15 protein-coding genes, 1 tRNA gene and 3 pseudogenes are annotated in these 21,672 nt (G+C 68.5%); 10 read left to right on the plus strand and 9 right to left on the minus strand.

What is annotated here, in order from left to right; translation table 11 throughout:
* Positions 1-73: 73 nt before the first annotated feature.
* Positions 74-3,109 (plus strand): annotated as a pseudogene (locus tag ACPYN4_RS14965) (type I restriction endonuclease subunit R); the annotation flags it as partial.
* A 34-nt stretch (positions 3,110-3,143) separates the two neighbouring features.
* On the opposite strand, the gene ACPYN4_RS14970 reads toward ACPYN4_RS14965, so the two are convergent.
* Both ACPYN4_RS14970 and ACPYN4_RS14975 read right to left on the minus strand, forming a co-directional pair.
* Positions 3,144-3,266, minus strand: a complete 123-nt coding sequence (locus tag ACPYN4_RS14970; protein WP_275444950.1) for a hypothetical protein — start codon at positions 3,264-3,266, stop codon at positions 3,144-3,146.
* 9 nt (positions 3,267-3,275) lie between these two features.
* Positions 3,276-3,349: transfer RNA gene (locus ACPYN4_RS14975), tRNA-Gly, on the minus strand.
* A 314-nt stretch (positions 3,350-3,663) separates the two neighbouring features.
* Between ACPYN4_RS14975 and ACPYN4_RS14980 the strand changes: the two are divergent.
* The 3 genes and pseudogenes from ACPYN4_RS14980 to ACPYN4_RS14990 form a co-directional block, all read left to right on the plus strand.
* Positions 3,664-3,879, plus strand: a pseudogene (locus tag ACPYN4_RS14980) (single-stranded DNA-binding protein); the annotation flags it as partial.
* A gap of 250 nt (positions 3,880-4,129) precedes the next feature.
* Positions 4,130-5,932 (plus strand): hypothetical protein, encoded by a 1,803-nt coding sequence (locus tag ACPYN4_RS14985; RefSeq protein WP_424446827.1) that lies wholly within the window; start codon positions 4,130-4,132, stop codon positions 5,930-5,932.
* A gap of 242 nt (positions 5,933-6,174) precedes the next feature.
* Positions 6,175-6,372: pseudogene (locus tag ACPYN4_RS14990) on the plus strand (IS5/IS1182 family transposase); the annotation flags it as partial.
* A 203-nt stretch (positions 6,373-6,575) separates the two neighbouring features.
* Here ACPYN4_RS14990 and ACPYN4_RS14995 read toward each other — a convergent pair.
* Entirely contained in the window at positions 6,576-7,877 is a 1,302-nt protein-coding gene (locus ACPYN4_RS14995; RefSeq protein WP_424446821.1) for a hemolysin family protein, read from the minus strand.
* Positions 7,877-8,914, minus strand: coding sequence for a TerC family protein (locus ACPYN4_RS15000; protein WP_287270923.1), 1,038 nt, complete (start codon positions 8,912-8,914; stop codon positions 7,877-7,879). The genes ACPYN4_RS14995 and ACPYN4_RS15000 overlap by 1 nt, the downstream gene beginning before the upstream one ends.
* 255 nt (positions 8,915-9,169) lie before the next feature.
* Here ACPYN4_RS15000 and dcd point away from each other — a divergent pair, with 255 nt between their 5' ends.
* Positions 9,170-9,775: a dCTP deaminase gene (dcd, locus tag ACPYN4_RS15005; RefSeq protein ID WP_287270922.1), complete on the plus strand. Its 606-nt coding sequence runs from the start codon at positions 9,170-9,172 to the stop codon at positions 9,773-9,775.
* Positions 9,776-9,898: 123 nt separating this feature from the next.
* Here dcd and ACPYN4_RS15010 read toward each other — a convergent pair whose 3' ends face one another.
* A complete protein-coding gene (locus ACPYN4_RS15010) occupies positions 9,899-10,438 on the minus strand; it encodes a hypothetical protein (protein WP_287270938.1) in 540 nt (179 codons plus the stop codon).
* Between the two features lie 98 nt (positions 10,439-10,536).
* Between ACPYN4_RS15010 and ACPYN4_RS15015 the strand changes: the two genes are divergently transcribed.
* Entirely contained in the window at positions 10,537-10,860 is a 324-nt protein-coding gene (locus tag ACPYN4_RS15015; protein WP_239279511.1) for a MarR family winged helix-turn-helix transcriptional regulator, read from the plus strand.
* A gap of 32 nt (positions 10,861-10,892) precedes the next feature.
* On the opposite strand, the gene ACPYN4_RS15020 is transcribed toward ACPYN4_RS15015, so the two are convergent.
* Positions 10,893-12,302, minus strand: coding sequence for an MFS transporter (locus tag ACPYN4_RS15020; RefSeq protein ID WP_239279512.1), 1,410 nt, complete (start codon positions 12,300-12,302; stop codon positions 10,893-10,895).
* A gap of 145 nt (positions 12,303-12,447) precedes the next feature.
* On the opposite strand from ACPYN4_RS15020, the gene ACPYN4_RS15025 reads away from it, so the two are divergent.
* From ACPYN4_RS15025 to ACPYN4_RS15035, 3 genes are read left to right on the plus strand one after another with little or no spacing between them, the layout of a single operon-like run.
* Entirely contained in the window at positions 12,448-12,936 is a 489-nt protein-coding gene (locus ACPYN4_RS15025) for a cation:proton antiporter regulatory subunit (protein WP_287270921.1), read from the plus strand.
* A gap of 17 nt (positions 12,937-12,953) precedes the next feature.
* The gene (locus tag ACPYN4_RS15030; protein ID WP_287270920.1) at positions 12,954-14,219 is read left to right on the plus strand and encodes a cation:proton antiporter; all 1,266 of its coding nucleotides are present in this window, start codon (positions 12,954-12,956) and stop codon (positions 14,217-14,219) included.
* 25 nt (positions 14,220-14,244) lie between these two features.
* Positions 14,245-15,981 (plus strand): DEAD/DEAH box helicase, encoded by a 1,737-nt coding sequence (locus tag ACPYN4_RS15035; RefSeq protein ID WP_424446822.1) that lies wholly within the window; start codon positions 14,245-14,247, stop codon positions 15,979-15,981.
* On the opposite strand, the gene ACPYN4_RS15040 is transcribed toward ACPYN4_RS15035, so the two are convergent.
* From ACPYN4_RS15040 to ACPYN4_RS15050, 3 genes are read right to left on the minus strand one after another with little or no spacing between them, the layout of a single operon-like run.
* Positions 15,969-18,830: an FAD-binding and (Fe-S)-binding domain-containing protein gene (locus ACPYN4_RS15040; RefSeq protein WP_424446823.1), complete on the minus strand. Its 2,862-nt coding sequence runs from the start codon at positions 18,828-18,830 to the stop codon at positions 15,969-15,971. The two genes, ACPYN4_RS15035 and ACPYN4_RS15040, sit on opposite strands and share 13 nt — an antisense overlap.
* Positions 18,827-19,768: an N-acetylmuramic acid 6-phosphate etherase gene (gene murQ, locus ACPYN4_RS15045; protein WP_287270915.1), complete on the minus strand. Its 942-nt coding sequence runs from the start codon at positions 19,766-19,768 to the stop codon at positions 18,827-18,829. The genes ACPYN4_RS15040 and murQ overlap by 4 nt, the downstream gene beginning before the upstream one ends.
* Positions 19,758-20,651: an N-acetylglucosamine kinase gene (locus ACPYN4_RS15050; protein ID WP_287270913.1), complete on the minus strand. Its 894-nt coding sequence runs from the start codon at positions 20,649-20,651 to the stop codon at positions 19,758-19,760. Before ACPYN4_RS15050 ends, murQ begins: the two co-directional genes overlap by 11 nt.
* Positions 20,652-20,792: 141 nt before the next feature.
* Between ACPYN4_RS15050 and ACPYN4_RS15055 the strand changes: the two genes are divergently transcribed.
* The gene (locus tag ACPYN4_RS15055) at positions 20,793-21,653 is read left to right on the plus strand and encodes a MurR/RpiR family transcriptional regulator (protein ID WP_287270911.1); all 861 of its coding nucleotides are present in this window, start codon (positions 20,793-20,795) and stop codon (positions 21,651-21,653) included.
* Positions 21,654-21,672: the final 19 nt, after the last annotated feature.

Consider the following 21,672-nt stretch of genomic DNA (forward strand, 5'->3'; position numbering starts at 1 on the left):
CGTCCGAGAATCCACAACCGAAGCCATGTACCCAGAATCGCGCGTCAATCACAACCCATATGGGAGACACGCCCTAGAAGCGCTGCGGCGCCTCAACCCCGCGGTGCCCGGTGAGTACCTGCAGCAGGCTGTCGCCGAGATCGCGGCGCCGAAATCGCAGGACGCGATCACCGAGAACCACCGGATCCACCAGTACCTCGTCGGCGGGTACCCGCTGAGCTACATCGACCCCGACGGCGTCGAGCAGAACCCGCGGCTGCGCCTTCTGAGCACAGACCCCAGCGAGAACGACTGGCTCGCGGTGAACCAGCTCACGCTGCGGCAGGGTGACCTGCACCGCCGCCTCGACATCGCGCTGTTCGTCAACGGGATGCCGCTCGTCATCATCGAGCTCAAGCGTGCCGGTTCGGCATCCACCGGTGTCGCCCCCGCCCACGCCCAGCTGCAGACCTATCTCCGCGAGTTCCCGATGGCGTTCCGCTTCTGCGTGCTCACGCTCGCGAGCGACGGACTCGAGGCGAAGTACGGCACGCCCTTCACGCCGCTCAACCACTTCGCGCCGTGGAACGTCGACGACGACGGTGCGCCGCTGCAGCAACCGAGGCTCGAAGGCGCGATCTCGGTCGAACCGATCGATGACGCGCTCGACGGGCTGTTCAATCAGGAGCGCTTCTTGCAGCTCGTGCGCAACTTCATTGCATTCGACGAGAACGCCGACGGACTCACGAAGCGCATCGCCAAGCCGCACCAGTACTTCGCGGTGACCAAGGCCGTCGCCTCCACCGTGCAGGCGGTGGAGACCAACGGCAAGGCCGGCGTCGTGTGGCACACGCAGGGGTCGGGCAAGTCGATGGAGATGGAGCTGTACACGAACCTCGTGTCGCGGCATCCGAAACTCAAGAACCCCACCGTCGTCGTCGTCACCGACCGCACCGAGCTCGACGGGCAGTTGTTCCAGACGTTCGACCAGAGCCTTCTGCTCGCTGAGAAGCCGGTGCAGGTGCGCGAGCGCGCGCAGCTGCGCGACGAGCTGCGCAACCGCATCACGGGCGGCATCTACTTCACGACGCTCCAGAAGTTCGGGCTGACGGATGCCGAGAAGCAGGCGGGCACGCAGCACCCGCTGCTCACCGACCGCCGCAACGTGATCGTCGTCGTAGACGAGGCCCACCGCAGCCACTACGACGACCTCGACGGATACGCACGGCACCTGCGCGACGCGTTGCCGAACGCGACACTCATCGCGTTCACAGGCACACCGATCTCGTTCGCCGAGCGCGACACCCGCGCCGTGTTCGGCGACTACATCGACATCTACGACCTCACCCGCGCCGTCGATGATGGGGCGACCGTACCGGTCTACTTCGAGCCGCGGCTCATCAAGGTCGCGTTCGCCGCCGAGGCCAGCGAGGAAGACATCGACCGTGCCGCCGATGAGTACACGGTCGGGCTCGACGACACCGAGCGGGCGCGTCTCGAGGCATCCGTCGCCGTCGTGAACGCGGTCTACGGTGCGCCGGAGCGCATCGAGACGCTCGCGGCCGACCTCGTGCGGCACTGGGAAGAGCGCCGCCAGCGGATGACGCCGTTCCTGAGCACGCCCGGCAAGGCGCTGATCGTCGGCGGTACCCGTGAGATCTGTGCGCGACTGTACGCCGAGATCGTCGCGCTGCGACCCGATTGGCATTCGGATGCCCTGGATGCCGGGCGCATCAAGGTCGTGTACTCGGGGTCGGCGTCAGACCAGCCTCCGGTGAGCGCCCATGTGCGGCGCGATTCGGAGAACAAGGCGATCAAGGCGCGGCTGAAGAACGCCGACGACGAGCTCGAACTCGTGATCGTCAAAGACATGATGCTCACCGGCTTCGATGCGCCGCCGCTGCACACGCTCTACCTCGACCGGCCGCTCAAGGGGGCGCTGCTCATGCAGACCCTCGCCCGCGTGAATCGCACGTTCGAAGGCAAGCAGGACGGGTTGCTCGTCGCCTACGCACCGCTCGCCGACAACCTCGCCGAAGCGCTGTCGGAGTACACGGTGTCTGACCGCGAGAACAAGCCGATCGGCCGTGACGTCGACGAAGCCGTCGCGATCGCGACGGAACTCGTCGCCCAGATCCGCGAGATGCTCGTGGGGTGCGACTGGCAGGCGATCGCCGAGGAGGGCGGTTCACGGGCGTGGCGGACGGCGGCGACCACCGCGACCAACTTCTTGCGTGACGTGACGAACCCCTCGAATGCGCCCGACCTCGGCGCCGAGCGGCTGGCGGCGCGGTATCGGGCGGCGACCGGGAAGCTCGCGCGAGCCTGGGCGCTCGCGTCGGGGCGCGCGGGCCTGGCAGAGCTGCATCATGAGATCGCGTTCTACGAAGAGGTCCGCGTCTGGATGGCGAAGTTCGACGCCGCCGAGCGGCAGGCGCGCGACGAGCCCATCCCCGAGGAGATCTCGCGTCTGCTCGGAACGCTCGTCGCCGATTCGATCGCCCCCGGCGAGGTGCTCGACATCTACGACGCGGCGGGGCTGCCGCGGCTGGCGCTCGACGATCTCGGGCCCGAGTTCCTCGCGAAGGCGCAGGCCGCGCCGAATGCCCACCTCGCGATCGAAGCTCTGCGCAAGTCGCTGACGGATGCCGGGTCGAGCGCGACGCGCGGCAACCTCGTACGCCAGCGGGCGTTCTCGGAGCGGATCGCCGAGATCATGAACCGCTACACGAACCAGCAGTTGACGTCGGCCGAGGTCATCGCCGAGCTCGTCGAACTGGCGAAGGACGTCGCTGCCGAGGCATCCCGCGGTTCGACGTTCTCGCCGCCGCTGTCAAGTGACGAGCTCGCGTTCTACGACGCCGTCGCCGCGAACGATTCGGCGATCGAGGTGCAGGGTGAGGACGTGCTGGCGCAGATCGCGCGCGAACTCGTCGCTGTGATGCGCCGCGACGTGCGCACCGACTGGACTGTGCGCGACGACGTGCGCGCGAAGCTGCGATCCTCGATCAAGCGGCTGCTCGTCAAGTACAAGTACCCGCCCGACAAGCAGCCCGAGGCGATCAAGCTCGTGATGGCCCAGATGGAATCGATGGCGCCGCGGTACGCGGGCGAGAGAGCCGGCGGGTAGATCCCGGGCCCATGTGGGGCGCGGGCGGCCTCGCTCACCCGCGCAGCGCGAGGAACTCCAGCGGGTCCTCCGCGCCGAGCCGCTCGCCCCGCGCGAAGCGCGCCCAGAGCGCCCACCGGGTCGCCCGGCTGTGGCGACCCGGTGGGCGGGGCGGCACGCTGACAAGTGGAGGGGCTGACGGGAATCGAACCCGCGCTGTCTGCTTGGGAAGCAGAAGTTCTGCCATTGAACTACAGCCCCGAGGCCTTGAAAACACTGGGAAGTCGGGCTCCCCGTAAGGCTTGCTATACACATTGGTATACACATATGAAATTGTTGACTCCGGCTCGATCGGCGATCGAACCTCAATCAGCATAGCCGCTGACGCTGGACTCTCGACGTGGATCGGCAGGCTCATCTCATCAACCAGCGATCGGTCCGCGCGGCGTCAAGCTCGATACGGCGTGGTTTTCCGATCGTGATTGTCGACTGGCGGTGCTCCTGCAGGCCGATGACGCGTACTCGTGGAGGTTCCGGTCAGAAGTTGTCCATTTCGGGGTTGAGAGGTCCACGTGGTGTCCATCTGGGCATTTCTGCATGCGGCTCTCTCTGACACCCGGGAAGATGCCGGAACGGTGTTCCACAGTGTGGTGGTGTTCAACCAGCAGTCACGGCACGTCTCGAACTCGCTGCACAAGGACGATAGCGTCATGGTCGCCGGAGAACTGCGGTTCAGAACGTACGTCGACAAGGGATCGGGGCGCACGCACGCGACCCGCGATGTCATCGCGGACAACGTCGGAGCCTCACTGAAGTTCGCGGACGTGGCTGTCAGCCGCGCCCCAAAAGCCGGTCGTAGCGCCGGTCTCGTATACCGACGCAGGGATCGCACGCTGACCCATCACAACAGGAGCGGGCAGGAGTCAACGCACTCCTGCCCTCTTCGTGCGTGTGGGCTGTCCCCGAGACCTGATCGACGATCGCGCGGTGTCGTGTGTATGCGCAATGCTGAACACACGCTCATTGTTCTGGGGAGATCACATGTATGTACTCGGGGGACGGTTCGTCGCCGCCATCGTCACCGCCGTTGTAGCGATGGGGCTTCTGGTCTCGTGTACGCCACCGGCCGTGGAGTCGGTGACCCCGGGTTCGTTGGATGTCACGGTTGCAGGTGGGGTCCAGCCGACTGTCGAAGTCGCTGCTCTCCCGGAGGCCGCGGCCGCCGAAATCACGGGGCTGGGGCAGGCGACAGAGTTCGTGATGGGCACTCCCATGAGCATCGAGCTCGACGGAGAGTTGCCCTCGGGTGGCGCCACGCTCACGCGCACGTACGCGCAACCGCTGCCCGAAGATGTCGTCGCGACGTTCGCGTATTGGGACAAGGATTTCGAGACCTGGCAGGCGGTTCCCACGTCCATCTCGAAGGACCGTCTCACGGTCACCGCTGACGTCGACCACTTCTCCATCTGGACCGATTTCATCTCGGGGTCTCAGCAAGCGCTGACCACCATCCGTGACAACGCGGCAAAGGCCGGACAAGCGGTCGCAGAGTGGACGACAGGCGCGGTCAATACCGCGAGCGAGGCCTTGCACTGGTCGCTCGGCAACATCTTCACGAAGCGCGTCGACCTCCCCGAATGCGAGCTCCCGACTCCCACCTGGGTCATCGACCTCCCGGTCGGTGTCGGCGTTGATGACCCCGTCAGATTCTGCGCCGGATACGACAAAGCGAACCCTGACCTGCTCGTCGTGAAAGCCCGCGCAAACCGCGGCTACGGGTTCCCCGCGGTGTTGAACGTCCCGTCCGCGTGGGAATATAACTCCACCTCAGAGAACTCGATCGGCAAGCTCCTCGAACAGGTCGGGAGCCTCGACCAAGCCGTCGCGGACGCGACATATCAACTCCTGAACAGCGGCCGGTTCGTCGGCGCCGGCGAGGAGATCAGTTTCGGCATCCCCGCTTCCGCCCTAGCAGATTTCAAGGGCGAGTACTTGCTTGAGATGCGGCTACCTTCCGTTTCGCAAGTCTTGATGTCAACGATCGCGCAACAGCTTGTTGCCTGGGGCGCGTCGAAGGTCAACGGCACGCTCGCGGCTGCTCTCGCGGTCGCCAACTGCGGGTCATCGCTTGCGGGTGTCACGGATATCGGCAGTGGCGCGGGTGCCGTCCTCGGATGCCTCCAGTCGGCAGACGAGAAGATCGCGCAAATGATTGGTCTCGCACTCCTTGCGAACGGGATGCAGGAGAACGCCGCGGGAAAGCTAGCCGGGCAGTTGGTGGGGAAGATCAGCGTCGCTCTGGCTCTCTTACCCGCCGCCATCAACACGATCGACTACATCGCCGAGATGGCACTCCCGCAGAACGCGCGATCCCTCACAATCTCGGCTGCCGAGGTGACGGCGCCGGACCCCGACGAGCCCTGGCTCATCACCGCGGAAGGCGTCGGGCCGATCCGTCTCGCGCACATCGAGGAGGACTTCGCGCTCGTCCGTGAGCGGCGATACCTCTGCTCCGGTGCGGACGTGGCGTGGGCTGTCGCCGGGGGCGCAGACGGCAACATCGGCGGCGGTGAACGCGGACCATGGATCCAGATCAGCGCTGCCAGCGAAGTCAGCGGGGACGTTCCCGCTCCACGCACAGAAAGCGGCATCACCATCGGCACCACGCTCTCCGAGTTGAAGGCCGCGGGGTTCTACTCGAACGTCGACAGTGAGTTCTGGTGGAGCTCTGTGGACGGTGTGGTGCTGACCGCCTACGTGGCAAACACATCGGGCGGCGCCGAGCCGCAGGTGACGAGTCTGGTACTGGGGAGCGAGAGCCTCGGCGCGTACGACTGCGGCTAACTGAGCCGGCGTGCCGGCGCTTGCTCGACGGCGCCGCGCCAGACCCAGCAGCGGAACTCCTTGCCATCGGCGCGGAAGCGGATGGTGACGGCATTGCCCGTCCACATGCACACCTCGGCATCGGCGACAACGGGCGCCGGCCCGAAGCGCACCAGGCGCGCGCTCGTTCCGGTTGGGGATCGGTCGTCACCGCGCTCCGATCGAGCTGCAGTTCGAGCGACGTCAGCGTCGGCGGTTCGTTCGAGTTCGGGCCGTGGCAGACGATCTGGAAACGGCACCGCCGTTATGCCGGGGACGTGACCTGGGATCGGGTACCGCAGTCATTGATCGCGCACGCCGACGCGGCAGTGCTGGTCAGCTGGGACGTGTCGGTGGACGCGACGATCGCGCGGGCGCATCAGCACGCGACGAACCCGACCCGCCCCGATCAGGACACAGGGGGCTTCGTCGAACTACAAGAGTCGACTCAGTCGCTGACGTCAGTGATCGACTGGCTGACTGACGTCAGCCGACGATGTGCGGGCACTCCGCCGAGATCGCTCCTCTAGATCGGCTCGAGGGCGCCCGTCGTCAGCCCGACCACGAAAAGGACGAGGCCCAGAAGTGAGGCCCCCTGCGCGGCGGCTGCCCCGTGCAACGACGATCAGGTGCCCGCGGAGGCCGAGGGCTCCGCCGGGTCGTCCACGGTCTGCACGACGCGCAGGCCGGCGATCCTCCGGCGATCCATCGACGTCACCTGCAGCGTCGCACCGGGCACCTCGACCGAGTCGCCGACCCGTGCGAGGCGGCCGAGCCGTTCCGTCACGAACCCGGCGATCGTGTCGGACGACCCGCGGGGCAGCGCGAGACCCGTGACCTCTTCGAAGTCACCGAGGTTCAGGCGGCCGTCGACGATGCCGCTCGCGGCATCCGCGTCTTCGGCGGTGTCGTACTCGTCGAAGATCTCGCCGACGACCTTCTCGACGAGATCCTCCAGGGTGACGATGCCGTCAGTGCCGCCGTACTCGTCGACGACCACCGCGATCTGATCGCCCGCGGCGCGCAGGCGCGTCAGAGTCGGCAGCACCCGCGCCGACGAGGGCACGTACGAGATCGGCCGCATCACGTCGGAGAGCAGCCGCGCGGGGTCGGCGGCCGCCGCCTCGAAGAGGTCGCGCACGTGCACGAAGCCCACGATGTCGTCGATCGACGTGTTGGCGACCGGGTAGCGCGAGAACGGCAGCTCGCTCACGCGGACGACCGCGTCGCCGACGGTCGCGTTGTCGTCGAGGGCCACGACCTCGGGCCGCGGGCGCATGACCTCACTGATCTGTCGTCCGCGCAGCGACAGCACGTCGTCGAGGATCCGCCGCTCGTCTTCGGGCAGGCCCTGGTGGGTGGCGACGATGTCGCGCACCTCATCGTCGCTCAGCTCGTCGCCCGATTTGAGCGGGTCGCCGCCGAGCAGACGCACGAGCGCGTTCGTCGACACCGACAGCAGCCAGATCACCGGCTTCATGACGGTCGCGAAGCCGTCGAGCACGGGGGCGACGGCGTAGGCGAACTGCGCGTTGCGCTGGATCGCCAGCCGCTTCGGCACGAGCTCGCCCAGCACGAGCGAGAGGTAGGCGATCACGAGCGTCAGCACGGTCGTCGCGAGGGTGAGGGCTGCGGATGTCGACATCCCCCATCCCACGAACAGCGGGGCCACCGACGGCGCGATCGAGGTCGCCCCGTACGCGGCCGAGGCGAATCCGGCCACCGTCACGCCGATCTGCACGGCGGAGAGGAAGGTGTTGGGGTTGCGTGCGAGCCCGGCGACCTTCGCGCCGCGCCGGCCGCGGGCCGCGATCGCGTTGATCTGACTCTCGCGCAGCGTGACGAGGGCCATCTCGGTCGCGGCGAACACGCCCCCGACGAGGACGAACGTGAAGACGAGCGCGATGTTCCAGAGAAGATCGCCCATCAGCGTCTGGGTGTGTCGGCGGGCGCGGTGTCATCAGCCGAGGCGATGGCGTCGGCATCCGGGGGTCCGAGCCGCCCCCGGCGGCGGGTCACGACGAGGCTCGCGATCGTCGCCACGGTGACCGTCGCGCCGATGAACAGCAGCGAGAACCAGATCGGGATCTCGGGCGCCCACAGCATGGGCTCGCCGCCGTTGATGAACGGCAGCTCGTTGACGTGCATCGCGTGCAGCACGAGCTTGACGCCGATGAACGCGAGGATGACGGCCAGGCCCTGCGCGAGGTAGATGAGGCGCTCGAGCAGCCCGCCGATGAGGAAGTACAGCTGGCGCAGGCCCATGAGGGCGAACGCGTTCGCCGTGAAGACGATGTACGCCTCTTCGGTGAGACCGTAGATCGCCGGGATCGAGTCGACGGCGAAGACGAGGTCGACGAAGCCGATCGCGATGATCACGAGAAGCATCGGCGTCACGAAACGCCGGCCGTCGCGCTTCACGGTGAGTCGGTCGCCGTCGTACTCATCGCTGACCGGCAGGTGGCGACGGACGAACCGCATGAACCGCCCGTCCGCGGGGTTCGACTCGCCGTGCGAGAACGCCTGCCGATAGGCGAGGAACAGCAGCAGCGCGCCGAAGAGATAGAAGATCCACGAGAAGTTGGAGATCAGGGTCGCGCCGACGGCGATGAAGACGCCGCGGAGGATCAGCGCGATGACGATGCCGATCATCAGCACCTTCTGCTGGTAGATCTTCGGCACGGCGAAGCTCGTCATGACGATCAGGAAGACGAACAGGTTGTCGATCGACAGCGCCTTCTCGGTGAGGTAGCCGGCGAAGTACTCGCCGCCGTAGGTCCACCCCGACACGACGCCGATGCCGACGCCGAACAGCAGCGCGAGGCTGATGTAGAAGGCCGACCACCGCGCTGACTCGCCGATCGTGGGTTCGTGGGGTTTGCGCACGTGCGCGAAGAACTCGTACACGAAGAAGGCGATCGTGACGGCGATCGTGATGATCCACACGAGGGGAGTGATGTTCACGGGGGCTCCGAGATCTGGGCGTTGACGCGGTCAGCGCCCAGAGTCTCTTCCATCTCCCTGTGTCGGAAGACCGGCCGTCCGGCGCGCGACGTTGCACACGTAGTGACGAACTGGCCGTCTCAGAATACTCCCCCTGGACTGTCGAGAGTTTAGCGACCGCGCCTTCAGTCTTTCTGAGAAAGCGCCGAGGATGCGTGCGCCGTGTCGGTGGTGCACTCTGCACGAGAGAGCACGGCCCGCGGATAGGCTGGCCGCGTGCTGCTGAGCGACCGCGACATCCGAACCGAAACCTCCACCGGCCGGGTCGGCATCGACCCGTGGGATGCGTCGATGGTGCAGCCGTCGAGCGTCGACGTGCGGCTGGACCGCTACTTCCGGCTGTTCGACAACCACAAGTACCCGTTCATCGATCCGGCCGAAGACCAGCCCGACCTGACGCACCTCATCGAGGTCGCGCCTGACGAGCCGTTCGTCCTGCACCCGGGCGAGTTCGTGCTCGGCTCGACGTTCGAGCAGGTGACGCTGCCCGATGACATCGCCGCGCGCCTCGAGGGCAAGTCCTCGCTCGGCCGCCTGGGGTTGCTGACCCACTCGACCGCCGGCTTCATCGACCCCGGATTCTCGGGCCACGTCACGCTCGAGCTCTCGAACGTCGCGACCCTGCCGATCAAGCTGTGGCCGGGCATGAAGATCGGGCAGCTGTGCTTCTTCCGCCTCTCGTCGGCGGCCGAGAACCCGTACGGCACGGGCCCCTATCTCAACCGCTACCACGGTCAGCGCGGCCCCACGGCATCCCGCTCGTTCCAGAACTTCCACCGCACCGACGTCGGCTCGACCGACGCCGGTGCCCGCGGGGCCTGACCGCGCGATCCACGGCGAAGGCCGCCTCCCCGCGGATGCGGCCTTCTGTGACCCGACGCGCGTTGTCGGTCTTGTAGAGGGGAAGCGGCAGGATGCGTCGGGCCGATGCATACTGCCGGAGCCTCACGCGCCGTGCGCCTCGGCGCCGCGACTGAAGCCGGCGTCGAAGCCTCGCTCGTAGGCGTGCTGCGCGGCGTGGTCGCCGTGCCCGCGGTAGTGGCCGTGGACCTCGCCGTGGTGGCGCTGGCCGTGGGGTCCGTCGTGGCGGGGGCCGCCGTGGTCGCACTCGCGATCCGCCTCGTGCCCGTAGCCCTCGCCGAAGTGGGGGCCGAAGACCTCGTGCCCGGCGCGGAACCCGCGGCCGAACTCGGGGCGGAACCCGCGGCGGCCGCGGCCGAAGCCGCGTCCCAGCGGCATCCACTCGTCGGGATCCCAGCCGAGCTCGGTCGCGATCGCCTCGAGAGTCGCGAGCGTCGTCGCGAAGTCCTCGTCGGAGACCGTGGCGGCGACCCGTGCGCGGATGCCCGCGACGATCTCACCGAGACGCTCCTTGGCGGCGCGCCCCTCGTCGGTCAGCGTCCAGCCGTCGCCGTCCTCGGCGACCCAGCCCCGCTCGATGAGCGGGCGGAGCTTCTTGCCGCCGTGGTGCACGGCGGACCCCATGACCACCCCGGTCACCCCAGGCGCACGGCCCCGACGGCGACGACGGGCACCGCCATTCGCCGTGGGCAGACGGCATCCGCCTGGGCGGACCCGCGCGCATGCGCCTGCTCGATGCGCTCGCCGCGGCATCCCACCCCCTGAGCGTCAGCGAAGTGGGGGACGCCATCGGAGTGGACCAGCCGCGGGCGTCGCGCCTCATCCAGCAGGCCGTCGAGCTGGGGCTCGTGCGGCGCGAGGCCGACCCCGACGACGCCCGCCGCACCCGCGTCGCGCTGACCGACGAGGGACAGCGCCTCGCGCGCGGCTTCCGCGGACAGCGCCGCGAGCAGCTGCAGACAGCGCTCGCCGACTTCACTCCCGCCGAGCGCGCCGACCTCGCCCGGTTGTTGACCAAGCTCGCGGCATCCTGGCCGCAGGGCTGACGCCGCGCGGGCGCGCGCTACCCCGCCGCGCGCTACGCCCGCACGTGCGGCGGCAGCTTCACGAGCAGCAGCAGGATGAGTCCGAGCAGCAGGACGACCCCGATGCCGAGCACGCCGTAGACGATGCCGCCGAACCAGGCGAGCGACAGCGACCACGCGAGCGGCGACAGGAACGAGGCCACGCGGCCGGTCGTCGCGTACAGGCCGAAGATCTCGCCCTGCATGCTCGGCGGGGTCAGGCGCGTGAGCAGTCCGCGGCTCGCCGCCTGGGCGGGGCCCACGAACGCGCACAGCGCGAGGCCGCAGATCCAGAAGACGATCGTGCCGAAGTCGCGCAGCACGAACACCACGAGCGCCATCGCAACGAGCCCCGTGAGCGCGATCAGGATCAGCCGGCGCGGGCCGATCACGTCGTCGAGGCGGCCGGCGAAGATCGTCGAAATACCGGCGACGAGGTTCGCCGCGAGACCGAAGAGGATGACCTCGATGAACGAGAATCCGAAGCCCTGCGCCGCCAGCACCGCGCCGAACGCGAACACGCCGGCGAGTCCGTCGCGATAGACCGCCGAGGCCACAAGGAACCAGAAGGTCGAACGGTTCGACACGAACAGCTTCTTCAGGTTCTTCGCGAGCACGATGTACGAGGAGAAGAAGCCCGTCTTGCCCGCGCCGCCGTATGCGGGCGACTCGGGCACGTTGCGGAACAACGGGATCGAGAAGACGAGCGTCCACAGGCCGCAGATCACGGCGACCAGCTTGTACGCGAGCGGGTTGCTCTGGCCGAGCCCGAACAGCACCGGGATGCACACGATCAGCGCGACGACGCCGCCGATGTATCCGAGGCCCCAGCCGAGCCCCGAGACCCGCCCGACCGTCTTCGGCGTCGACACCTCGGAGAGCATCGCGTAGTAGCTGACGTTGCCGATCTCGCTGACGACGGCGCCGATCGCGACGGCGAGCGCGCCGAACCAGAAGAACTTCGGGTCGGCCTCGACGAAGAACAGCGAGAACTGGATGAGCCCGATCGCGAGGGTTGCACCGATGATCCACTTCTTCTTGCTGCCGCGCGCATCGGCCTGCTGACCGAGCACCGGCGCCAGCAGCAGAATCAGGATGCCGGCGACGAAGTTCGCCCAGCCCCACCACTCCGACAGGTCGGTCAGCCCCTGGCAATACGCGCTCGCGAGATTCGCGGTTTCGTTGCAGCTCATGTACGAGCCGTCGGCGAGCAGGCCCGACTCGCGCACGGCGGGGTCGAGGAACTCGCGCGAGGTCAGGTACAGGGCGACCCAGACGAAGGTGAGGATGACCGTGTTGAACGGCTGCATCGCCCAGTCCCACATCGCCCACGAGATGACGCGCTTGCGCGGGATGGGCCGGGCGGCCGTCGCGCCGAAAGCGACGTCGGGGGAGGGCGAATCGGGATGCGACATGTCCGTCATGCTGGATCCTTTTGGTGAACAGCGGGTGATCAGTCGGTCACGGCGGGCCCGCGCGGGTGACGTGAGGGATGCCACACGGGCATCCGACGTCGCCACATCGCGACGCGAGCTCAGACTATCGACGGCCCGGTGCCATGATGTACGCATGCCAGTGCATGTCGAACGCGCCGAGCTTCCCGGTATCGGCGTTCGCCACGACATCCTCACGCGGGGTGGACGTCGGCTGTCGATCATCAACTTCCGCGACGGGGGACGCGAACTCGCACTGTCGGACGAGGACGATCCCGATCGCGCCGAAGAGACGATCCAGCTCAGCGACGACGAGGCGACGGCCCTGTCGGAAGTGCTCGGCGGGTCGCTCCTGCTCACCCAGATGGCCGGGTTGCGCGAGCAGATCGCGGGCCTGTACATGGAGCAGATCCCCGTGCGCGCCGACTCGCCGTACGTGGGGCGTACGTTGGGCGACACGCACGCGCGCACCCTGACACGCTGCTCGATCGTCGCGATCGTCCGCGAGACCGGCGTCGTGCCCGCACCCGAGCCGGGCGATCGTATTGACGCCGGCGACGTCCTCGTCGCCGTCGGCACGCGCGAGGGCCTCGACCGACTCGTGCACATCATCGCCGGCGACTGAATCGGAGCCCACCCCGCATGGATCATGGAGCGCTCGACCTCATCGAGATCGGCGCGCTTCTGCTCGGCATCGCGATCCTGAGCCGCATCGCGGGGCGCATCGGCATCTCGCCGATCCCGTTCATCCTGCTCGGCGGACTCGCCCTCGGCGAGGGCGGGCTGATCCCGATCGACCACGCGGAGGGCTTCATCGCCGTCGGCGCCGAGATCGGCGTCATCCTGCTCCTGTTGATGCTGGGGCTCGAGTACAACGCCCGTGAGCTGATCGGCAACCTGCGCACGTCGTCGCGGGCGGGCCTGCTCGACATGGCGCTCAACGCCATTCCCGGCATCGTTTTCGCGCTCGTCATGGGCTGGGGTCCGGTCGCGGCGCTCGTGCTGGGCGGCATCACGTGGGTGTCGTCGTCGGGCGTCATCGCGAAGGTGCTGCACGAGCTCGGCCGCCTCACCAACCGCGAGACGCCGACGATCCTGTCGATCCTCGTGATTGAAGACCTCGCGATGGCCTTCTATCTGCCCGTGCTCACGGCGCTGCTGGTAGGGCTTGACTTCGGGGCGGCGACTGTGACGGTCGTCGTGGCCCTGGCATCGGTCGTCGTCATCCTCTATCTCGCTCTGCGGCACGGGCGGTGGTTCTCGCGGATGCTGTGGACGCGCAACGCTGAAGCGCTGCTGCTGGCCGTGCTCGGCGTCACGGTGCTCGTCGCGGGCCTCGCCTCCGAGGTGAAGGTCTCGGCGGCCGTCGGAGCGTTCCTGGTCGGCATCGCGATCCAGGGCAAGACGGCCGTCGCTGCAGAACGGATGCTGACCCCGCTACGCGATCTGTTCGCGGCCGTCTTCTTCCTCTACTTCGGGCTGTCGACCGATCCGTCGCACCTCGTGCCGATGCTGCTGCCCGCGCTCGTGCTCGCCGTCTTCACGATGGCCACGAAGGTGCTGATGGGCTACCTCGCCGCGCGCAAGGCCGGTATCGCCGAGGCCGGGCGCTGGCGCGCCGGGTTCGCGCTGACGCCGCGCGGCGAGTTCTCGATCGTGATCGCGGGGCTTGCCGTGGGCGCCGGCATCGACGCATCGCTTGCGGCGCTCGCCGCCGCGTACGTGCTGATGACGATCGTCGCGGGGCCTTTCTTGGCGCGCATCCCGGATTCGAAGGCATTCACACGGTGGGCGAAGGAACGCCAAGCGACGCGGCGCGAACGGCAGCGACCGGCGGGGGATGCCTTGCCTGGCGTGGCATCTTCTGACGCGGCATCCATCGGCATGCACGACGGAACGCATGAGTAGCCGCCCGCGCGACTAGCGTGGGGGCATGACTAGTGAGAGCGCCACCGCCCCGTCCGACGCTCCCGGCTTCGCCGACCTGGGGCTCGACGCCGCGGTGCTGAAGGCGCTGAAGGACGTCGGCTACGAGACGCCGTCCGCCATCCAGGCCGCGACCATACCGCCCCTGCTGCGCGGCCGTGACGTGCTCGGCACGGCGCAGACGGGCACGGGCAAGACGGCCGCGTTCGCGCTGCCGATCCTGTCGCAACTCGACCTGTCGCAGAAGACGCCGCAGGCACTGGTCCTCGCGCCCACCCGCGAGCTGGCGCTGCAGGTGTGCGAGGCGTTCGAGTCGTACGCCTCGCACCTGCGCGGCGTGCACGTGCTCCCCGTCTACGGCGGGCAGGGCTACGGGCAGCAGCTCTCGGCACTCCGCCGCGGCGTGCACATCGTCGTCGGCACGCCGGGCCGCATCATGGACCACCTCGACAAGGGCACCCTCGACCTGTCCGAGCTGCGTTACCTCGTGCTCGACGAGGCCGACGAGATGCTCAAGATGGGCTTCGCCGAAGATGTCGAGACGATCCTCGCCGACACCCCCGCCGGCAAGCAGGTGGCGCTCTTCTCCGCGACCATGCCGGCGCAGATCCGACGCCTCGCGGGCACGTATCTGAAGGATGCCGAGGAGATCAACGTCAAGGCGAAGACCTCGACCGCGACCAACATCACGCAGCGCTACCTCGTGGTGTCGTATCCGCAGAAGGTCGATGCGCTCACCCGCATCCTCGAGGTCGAGCCGTTCGAGGGCATGATCGTGTTCACCCGCACGAAGAACGAGACCGAGACGCTCGCCGAGAAACTCCGCGCCCGCGGCTACACCGCCGCCGCGATCAGCGGCGACGTCGCGCAGGCGCAGCGCGAACGGACCGTCAACCAGCTCAAGGCCGGCAAGCTCGACATCCTCGTCGCGACCGATGTCGCCGCCCGCGGCCTCGACGTCGACCGCATCAGCCACGTCGTCAACTTCGACCTGCCGATCGACACCGAGTCGTACGTGCACCGCATCGGCCGCACCGGCCGCGCCGGCCGCACGGGCGATGCCATCAGCTTCGTGACCCCGCGCGAGCGGCGGATGCTGGTCTCCATCGAGAAGGCGACGCGACAGCCGCTGACGGAGATGACCCTTCCGAGCGTCGACGACGTCAACGCCACCCGGCTCACCCGCTTCGACGACGCGATCACCGCCGCGCTCGCCGAGACCGAGCGGATCGACCGCTTCCGCGACATCATCACCCACTACGTCACGCACCACGACGTGCCCGAGGCCGATGTCGCCGCCGCGCTCGCCGTCGTCGCGCAGGGGGAGACGCCGCTGCTGCTCGACGCGGATGCCGATCAGCCGCGCCGTGAGCGCTTCGACCGGGACCGCGACGACCGCGGCCGCGGCGACGGCGGCCGTGACGGGCGTCGGGAGCGCGACGGGGGCGACCGCCGCCGGTCGAGCGGTCCCACGGCCACCTACCGGATCGAGGTCGGCCGCCGGCACAAGGTCGAGCCGCGGCAGATCGTGGGCGCGCTCGCGAACGAGGGCGGATTCCGCCGGGAGGACTTCGGCGCGATCCAGATCCGCCCCGACTTCTCGCTCGTCGAGCTGCCCGCCGACCTGCCCCCGGGCACGCTGAAGCGCTTGGAGAACACGCGGATCAGCGGTCGCCTGATCGAGATCAAGCCCGATCGCTTCCAGCGCTCCGCCAAGCGCCCTGAGCGTCGCTACCGCGACTGAGGGGCGGGCAGTGAGCGCGTGGCCTCCTCGAGCAGTTCGAGCACGTGACGATACTCCTTCCCGGTCGCCCGCGTCATGCCGAGTTCGCACGTGCGATTGCAGGAAGCGTGACCATCGGCGTCGAGGGCACGCACTTCGGCGGCTTCAGCGGCGGTCGCCGATGCTGTGAGTTCGGGGTGCAGCATCCCGCGGTCACCGGCGAAACCGCAGCATCCCCAGGCATCCGGGACCCTCACCTCGTGGGCGACGGCGTCCCCGACCGTATGAAGTGCCGGGTTCAGCCCCATCTGCGTCGACGAACAGGTCGGATGCAGGACGAGAGTGTCGACGATGGGTGAGATGTCGCCGAGAACGGGCAACACCTCGCGCGCGACGAAGTCGACGGCGTCTTCCGTGCGGTAGGCGAGCCCCGCGTCGTCGAAGATATGTGCGAAGCCCTCTGTGCAGCTCGCGCCGTCGCTCACGATGACGAGCTCGCCGTTCCGCGAAGCACCGCGCACGGAGTCGACGACTCGCCGCACCATGACGTCGCGGCCCGCCGCGTAGCCCTTCGACGTCCACGGCGTCGAGCAGCACAGCGTCTCTATGCCCTCGGGCACGACGACGCTGATGCCCGCGCGTGCGAGGAGTCGTGTGAACGCCGCAGTCACGCCGATGCCGTCACCCGCCGCGCCGAACATGCTGTTGACGCACGCAGGCAGGTACACCGCGATCGGAGCGCGAGCGCCCGCGCCGAGCAGGCCCGCCCGTCCGCGCCTGGCGGGCCCTCCGCCCGGCAGATCTGCGGCGTAGGTCGGCACCGTATCCGCACCGAGAAGTGCGCGCCCTGCCGTCGTCGCCGCCGTCACGAGGCGCGCCGGCACGGCATCGGCGGCCGTCAGTGCGACTGACCCGACCCGCGTCATGGGTCCCCAGACCTTCGCAGCGGCCTTCCACCCGGCCGCGAGCACGGGGTTCGCCTCTTCGCGGCGCAGGCGCTTGATGAGCGAACCCGTGTCGATGAGCACGGGGCATGCCGTGGCGCACATCCCGTCGACGGCACACGTGTCGATGCCCGCGTAGTCGTAGTCGCGGTCGAGTTCGCGCGCGAGGGCGTGGTCTCCGGATGCCTCGGCCCGTGCCGTTGCGCGTCGCACGACGATGCGCTGGCGCGGTGTGAGGGTCAGGTCCTTCGAGGGGCACACGGGCTCGCAGTATCCGCACTCCACGCACCGATCTGCCTCGGCCTCGATGGGCTCGGCGTGCGTGAAGTCACGAAGGTGCGCATGCGGATCATCGCCGATGATGACGCCGGGGTTGAGGATGCCGGTCGGGTCGCACAGCCGCTTCAGCTCGCGCATGACGCCGTACAGCTCGTCGCCGTACTGACGCCGTACGAACGGCGCCATGACGCGCCCGGTGCCGTGCTCGGCTTTGAGGTTGCCGCCCGCGTCGAGCACGAGATCGACCATCTCCTCCGTGAAGCCCGAGAAGCGGGCCATCGCCTCGGCGCCCTCGAAGCGGTCGGTGAGCATGAAGTGGATGTTGCCGTCCTTCGCGTGGCCGAAGATGACGGAGTCGCGGTAGCCGTACCTCTCGAAAAGCAGCTGAAGCCCGTCGCACGTCGATGCGAGCGAGGGGACCGGCACGACGATGTCTTCGAGGAGCGCCGTCGTTCCGGAGGGCCGCGCCCCTGCGACCGATGTGTAGAGGCCCTTCCGGAGCTTCCATGCCGTCGCGCGCGCCTCGACCTCGGACGAGAAGACCGCGGGAGCGCGGAGCGCGATGCTGCCCAGGACGTCCGCGCCGCGCGCCGCGAGCGCTGCGAGTTCGTCATCCCCTGTCGCGTGGTACTCGATGAGCAGTGCCGCCTCCGTCGAGGGGGAGAATCCGAGGATCTGCGCCGGGGCGTCGGCGAACGACTGGCCGACCCGGATGCTCGTGGCATCCATGAGCTCGAGGGTCGCGGCCTCCGTCGCCACGAGTGCCGGGAGCGCCCGCGTCGCGTCGTCCAGGGTCGGGAACACGGCGAGCGTCGTGGTGGTCTTGGGCTTGATCGGCACCGTTCGAAAGGTCGCCTCGGCGACGAACGCGAGAGTCCCCTCGCTGCCGATGACGAGGTGTGCCAGTGCGTGAACGGGGGAGTCGAAGTCGAGCAGCGCGTTGATGCCGTAGCCCATCGTGTTCTTCATGGCGAACTGGCTTTCGATCAGCGCGACCGACTGCGGGTTCGACCGGACACGGCGTTGCAGGCGTATGAGGCCCTCGAAGAGGTCGGGCTCGCGGTTGCGCAGGTGGGTGTCGGCGTCGGGGTCACCCGTATCGATCGTCGTCCCGCTCGGAAGCACGATGACCATCGACTCGAGCGTCCGGTACGTGTTCTCCGTGATGCCGCACGCCATGCCGCTGGAGTTGTTCGCGACGACACCGCCGATCGTGCAGGCGACTTCGCTCGCGGGGTCGGGTCCGAGGCGCCGGCTGTGGCGGAGGAGGCGCGCATTGACTTGTCGCACGGTCGCCCCGGGCTGCACACGCACGCGCATCCCGCCGTCCAGCACGTCGATCCGGCGGAACCCGCGGCGCGTGTCGATGAGGAGGTCGTCACCCGATGCCTGTCCCGACAGGCTCGTGCCGCCCGATCGGAACGTGACGCGCGAGCCGGCCGCACTCGCCGCTCGGAGCACGGCGGCGACCTCCGCCGCATCTTCCGCGACGACGATGGCGCGCGGCGTCAGCAGAAAGTGTGAGGCGTCGCTCGCATACGCGACGCGGTCGATCGCACGGGTCTTGATGCGGGATGCGTCCGCCACCGCCGCCGCGACCGCCGGCGCAATCGATCCAGCTGGCACGGTGGTCGACGGGGTCGTCACCGTGCCTGGGCCTTGCCGATCGCCACGCGCAAGATGCCCTGCGCGTCATCCAGGGCAGCGGTCGTGTCGGCCGGCGGCATCCCGGTCAGGATCGTCAGGATGGCCGGCTTCACCCCACCCCCCACGGCCGTCAGGGCATCAGCGGCCGTGGCGTAGTCGCACCCGGTGATCGTGGCGACCGTCCGAACGGAGCGCGCGTGGAGCTTCTCGTTGGTCGCTTGCAGGTCGACCATGACGCCGTGATAGGTCTTGCCGAGCTTGATCATGCTGAGGGTCGAGAGCATGTTGAGGACGAGCTTCTGGGCGGTGCCTGCCTTCAGCCGTGTCGACCCCGACACGAACTCCGGACCGACCACCGTCTCGATCGCGACGTCAGCATGCCTGCTGATCACCGAGTCCGCATTGGCGGCCACCGAGATCGCCAGAGCGCCGCGTGCGCGGGCGCGGTCGAGTGCGCCGGTGACGTACGGGGTGCGGCCGGAGGCAGATATCCCGACCACAACATCCATGGGTCCGACCGCAAGACGATCGAAGTCCGCGGCGGAGCCGTCGGGGTCATCCTCTGCACCCTCGACGGCAGTCTGGATGGCCCCGGGGCCCCCCGCGACCATGCCCACGACGAGGTCGGGTGACGTGCCGAACGTCGGGGGGCATTCGCTTGCATCGAGCACGCCGACGCGCCCCGCGGTACCGGCGCCGAGGTAGATCAGGCGGCCGCCTCGGCGCAGCCGGTCGGCGATGCCGTCGACGGCGCGCGCGATGTCGTCGCCGGCTGCAGCGACCGCGGCGGGTACGCGGGCGTCCTCGAGGTTCATCGCATCGACGAGATCGCGCGTCGCGAGAGTGTCGAGGTCGGCGCGGTCGACCAGCATCGACTCCGTCGTGAGCGATTCGAGCTCGGAGATGATCGCGCGCAGCGAGGGGGAATCAGAGGACACGATGGATGAGCCTTTCGTGGGGGAGGGTGGCGCGATCGGCGATGAGGAGTGCGCCGTCCATCGCAGATCCGCGCGCGCCCTCGGGTCGCAATCCGGCCTGGGCGAGCGACTCTCGCAGCCGGTTCGCGAACCACGCGTGTGAGGCGAGTCCGCCGAGGACGCTCACCCTGTCGCCGCTACTCGACGCGTCGCGGGTCGTCGCGGTCAGCTCGCGGATGGCCGCGTCGCAGATGCCTCGGGCGACATCGTCGCCGCTGCGGGCGCAGTCGAGCACGACGGGCGCGAAGCGCGCGACCGCGGCAAGGGGATGCTCCTGCTGTGCCAGCCATCGAGGGGCATCGAGGTGCTCGAGGTGCTCGAGGGCTCGCGCAGCGAGAATCGTCTCCGAGCCCGCGCGAAGCGTCGACCGAAGTCCCGCGCGACCGATCCAGTATCCGCTGCCGTGGTCGCCGAGCTCGGGCCCGAGCCCGTCGGTGAGGTCAAAGCCGCCGTCGTCACGCACCCCCAGTGCCACGGCGCCGGTGCCGGCGATGAGAATGGTGCCGACCTCTCCGTCGAGCGCTCCGACATGGGCTGCGACGACATCGGAGGTGACGCTGGCCGGCGTCGACCACCGATCTGCGAGCAGGCGGGCGAGCTCTTCTGCGGCCTCCGGAGCGCTGAGCGCCCCAGCAGCTCCGACCGAGACCGCGTGGAAGGCATGGGACCCGAGCCCGGGTGTGAGGGCGTCGATCCGCGCCTGCGCGGCTCTCGCCCCACCGCTCTCGGCCAGGCCAGGAATTCCGGCGCCCGAGAGCACGGTTCCGATGACGCCGTTGCGGGCGAGGGCGACGCGCGTCGTGGACTTGCCGATGTCGGCGAGGAAGACCGTGCGTACCGTCATGGAGGGCCTCCTGCTCAAGGGGTGCTCGGAAGTTCGTAAGAACTCTACATTGAACTAGCCTTCTGCGTAATTCATTGCCAGAAGTAACGGCGCGCTTCGCGGCCTTGCGCGCTCTGGCGACATACTGGGGCGGGAGGAACCATGAGCATACAATCCACGATCGACGCGACGGCGGGCACGCTCTCGCCGTCGCTCGCGCGGGTAGCTGAGTTCATTCGCGCCAACCCGGCGGCCGTCGTCGACAACACCATCAACGAACTGGCTGCGCTGTGCGACACCTCGGTCGCCTCCGTCGTGCGGTTCTGCCGTTCGATAGGCCTCTCCGGCTATGCGCAGCTCCGTATGGCGCTCGCCTCCGAGATAGGCAAGGAGCGCGCGCAGTTCGGCGACGGGATGAGCTTCGGCTCTGACATCACCGATGCGGACTCGCTCAGCGACATCGTCGCGAAGATTCGCTCCCGTGAGATTCTCGCCATCGAGGAGACGCTCGCGGCGCTCGACGTCGACGACCTCGGTCGTGCCGCCTCGCTCATCAGTGCGTCGGACCGCATTCTGCTGTATGGCGTCGGGGCGAGTCAGTTCATCGCTGCGGACCTCGGCCACAAACTCCTGCGCATCGGCCGCCCCGCCGTCGTGCTCAGCGATCCGCACGAGGCATGGGCCTGTGCCGCACTCCCGCAACCGGGGACGGTCGCCATCGCCTTCTCGCACCGCGGCGAGACCCCCGAGACCAACCGGTTCGTTCAGATCGCGAGTGATGCGGCGGGTTCGACCGTGGGCGTCACGAGCGTGCGTGATTCGACGCTCGGACAGAACGTGGGGATCGTGCTGACGACGCAAGCCCGTGAGACCGACTTCCGGGCCGGGGCGATGGTCAGTCGCATTGCGCAACTGGCGCTCGTGGACTGTCTCTTCACCGCGATCGCGCAGGGTCGCTATCAGCAGACGCTCGAGGCGCTGCGGGTGACGCGCGCCGCGACGCACGGCTCCGGCCGGCCCTGAGGAACGGCTCTGTTGGTAA

Origin of the sequence: Microbacterium sp. CH-015 (assembly GCF_049707015.1) — a bacterium.
Taxonomy (GTDB): Bacteria; Actinomycetota; Actinomycetes; order Actinomycetales; family Microbacteriaceae; genus Microbacterium; species Microbacterium aurum.

Coding starts and splice junctions, on each gene's coding strand:
- ACPYN4_RS14985 (WP_424446827.1), top strand. CDS start 4,130: ATGTATGTACTCGGGGGACGGTTCGTCGCCGCCATCGTCACCGCCGTT.
- ACPYN4_RS14995 (WP_424446821.1), bottom strand. CDS start 7,877: ATGGGCGATCTTCTCTGGAACATCGCGCTCGTCTTCACGTTCGTCCTC.
- ACPYN4_RS15010 (WP_287270938.1), bottom strand. CDS start 10,438: ATGGGGTCCGCCGTGCACCACGGCGGCAAGAAGCTCCGCCCGCTCATC.
- ACPYN4_RS15015 (WP_239279511.1), top strand. CDS start 10,537: ATGCGCCTGCTCGATGCGCTCGCCGCGGCATCCCACCCCCTGAGCGTC.
- ACPYN4_RS15020 (WP_239279512.1), bottom strand. CDS start 12,302: ATGACGGACATGTCGCATCCCGATTCGCCCTCCCCCGACGTCGCTTTC.
- ACPYN4_RS15025 (WP_287270921.1), top strand. CDS start 12,448: ATGCCAGTGCATGTCGAACGCGCCGAGCTTCCCGGTATCGGCGTTCGC.
- ACPYN4_RS15030 (WP_287270920.1), top strand. CDS start 12,954: ATGGATCATGGAGCGCTCGACCTCATCGAGATCGGCGCGCTTCTGCTC.
- ACPYN4_RS15035 (WP_424446822.1), top strand. CDS start 14,245: ATGACTAGTGAGAGCGCCACCGCCCCGTCCGACGCTCCCGGCTTCGCC.
- ACPYN4_RS15050 (WP_287270913.1), bottom strand. CDS start 20,651: ATGACGGTACGCACGGTCTTCCTCGCCGACATCGGCAAGTCCACGACG.
- ACPYN4_RS15055 (WP_287270911.1), top strand. CDS start 20,793: ATGAGCATACAATCCACGATCGACGCGACGGCGGGCACGCTCTCGCCG.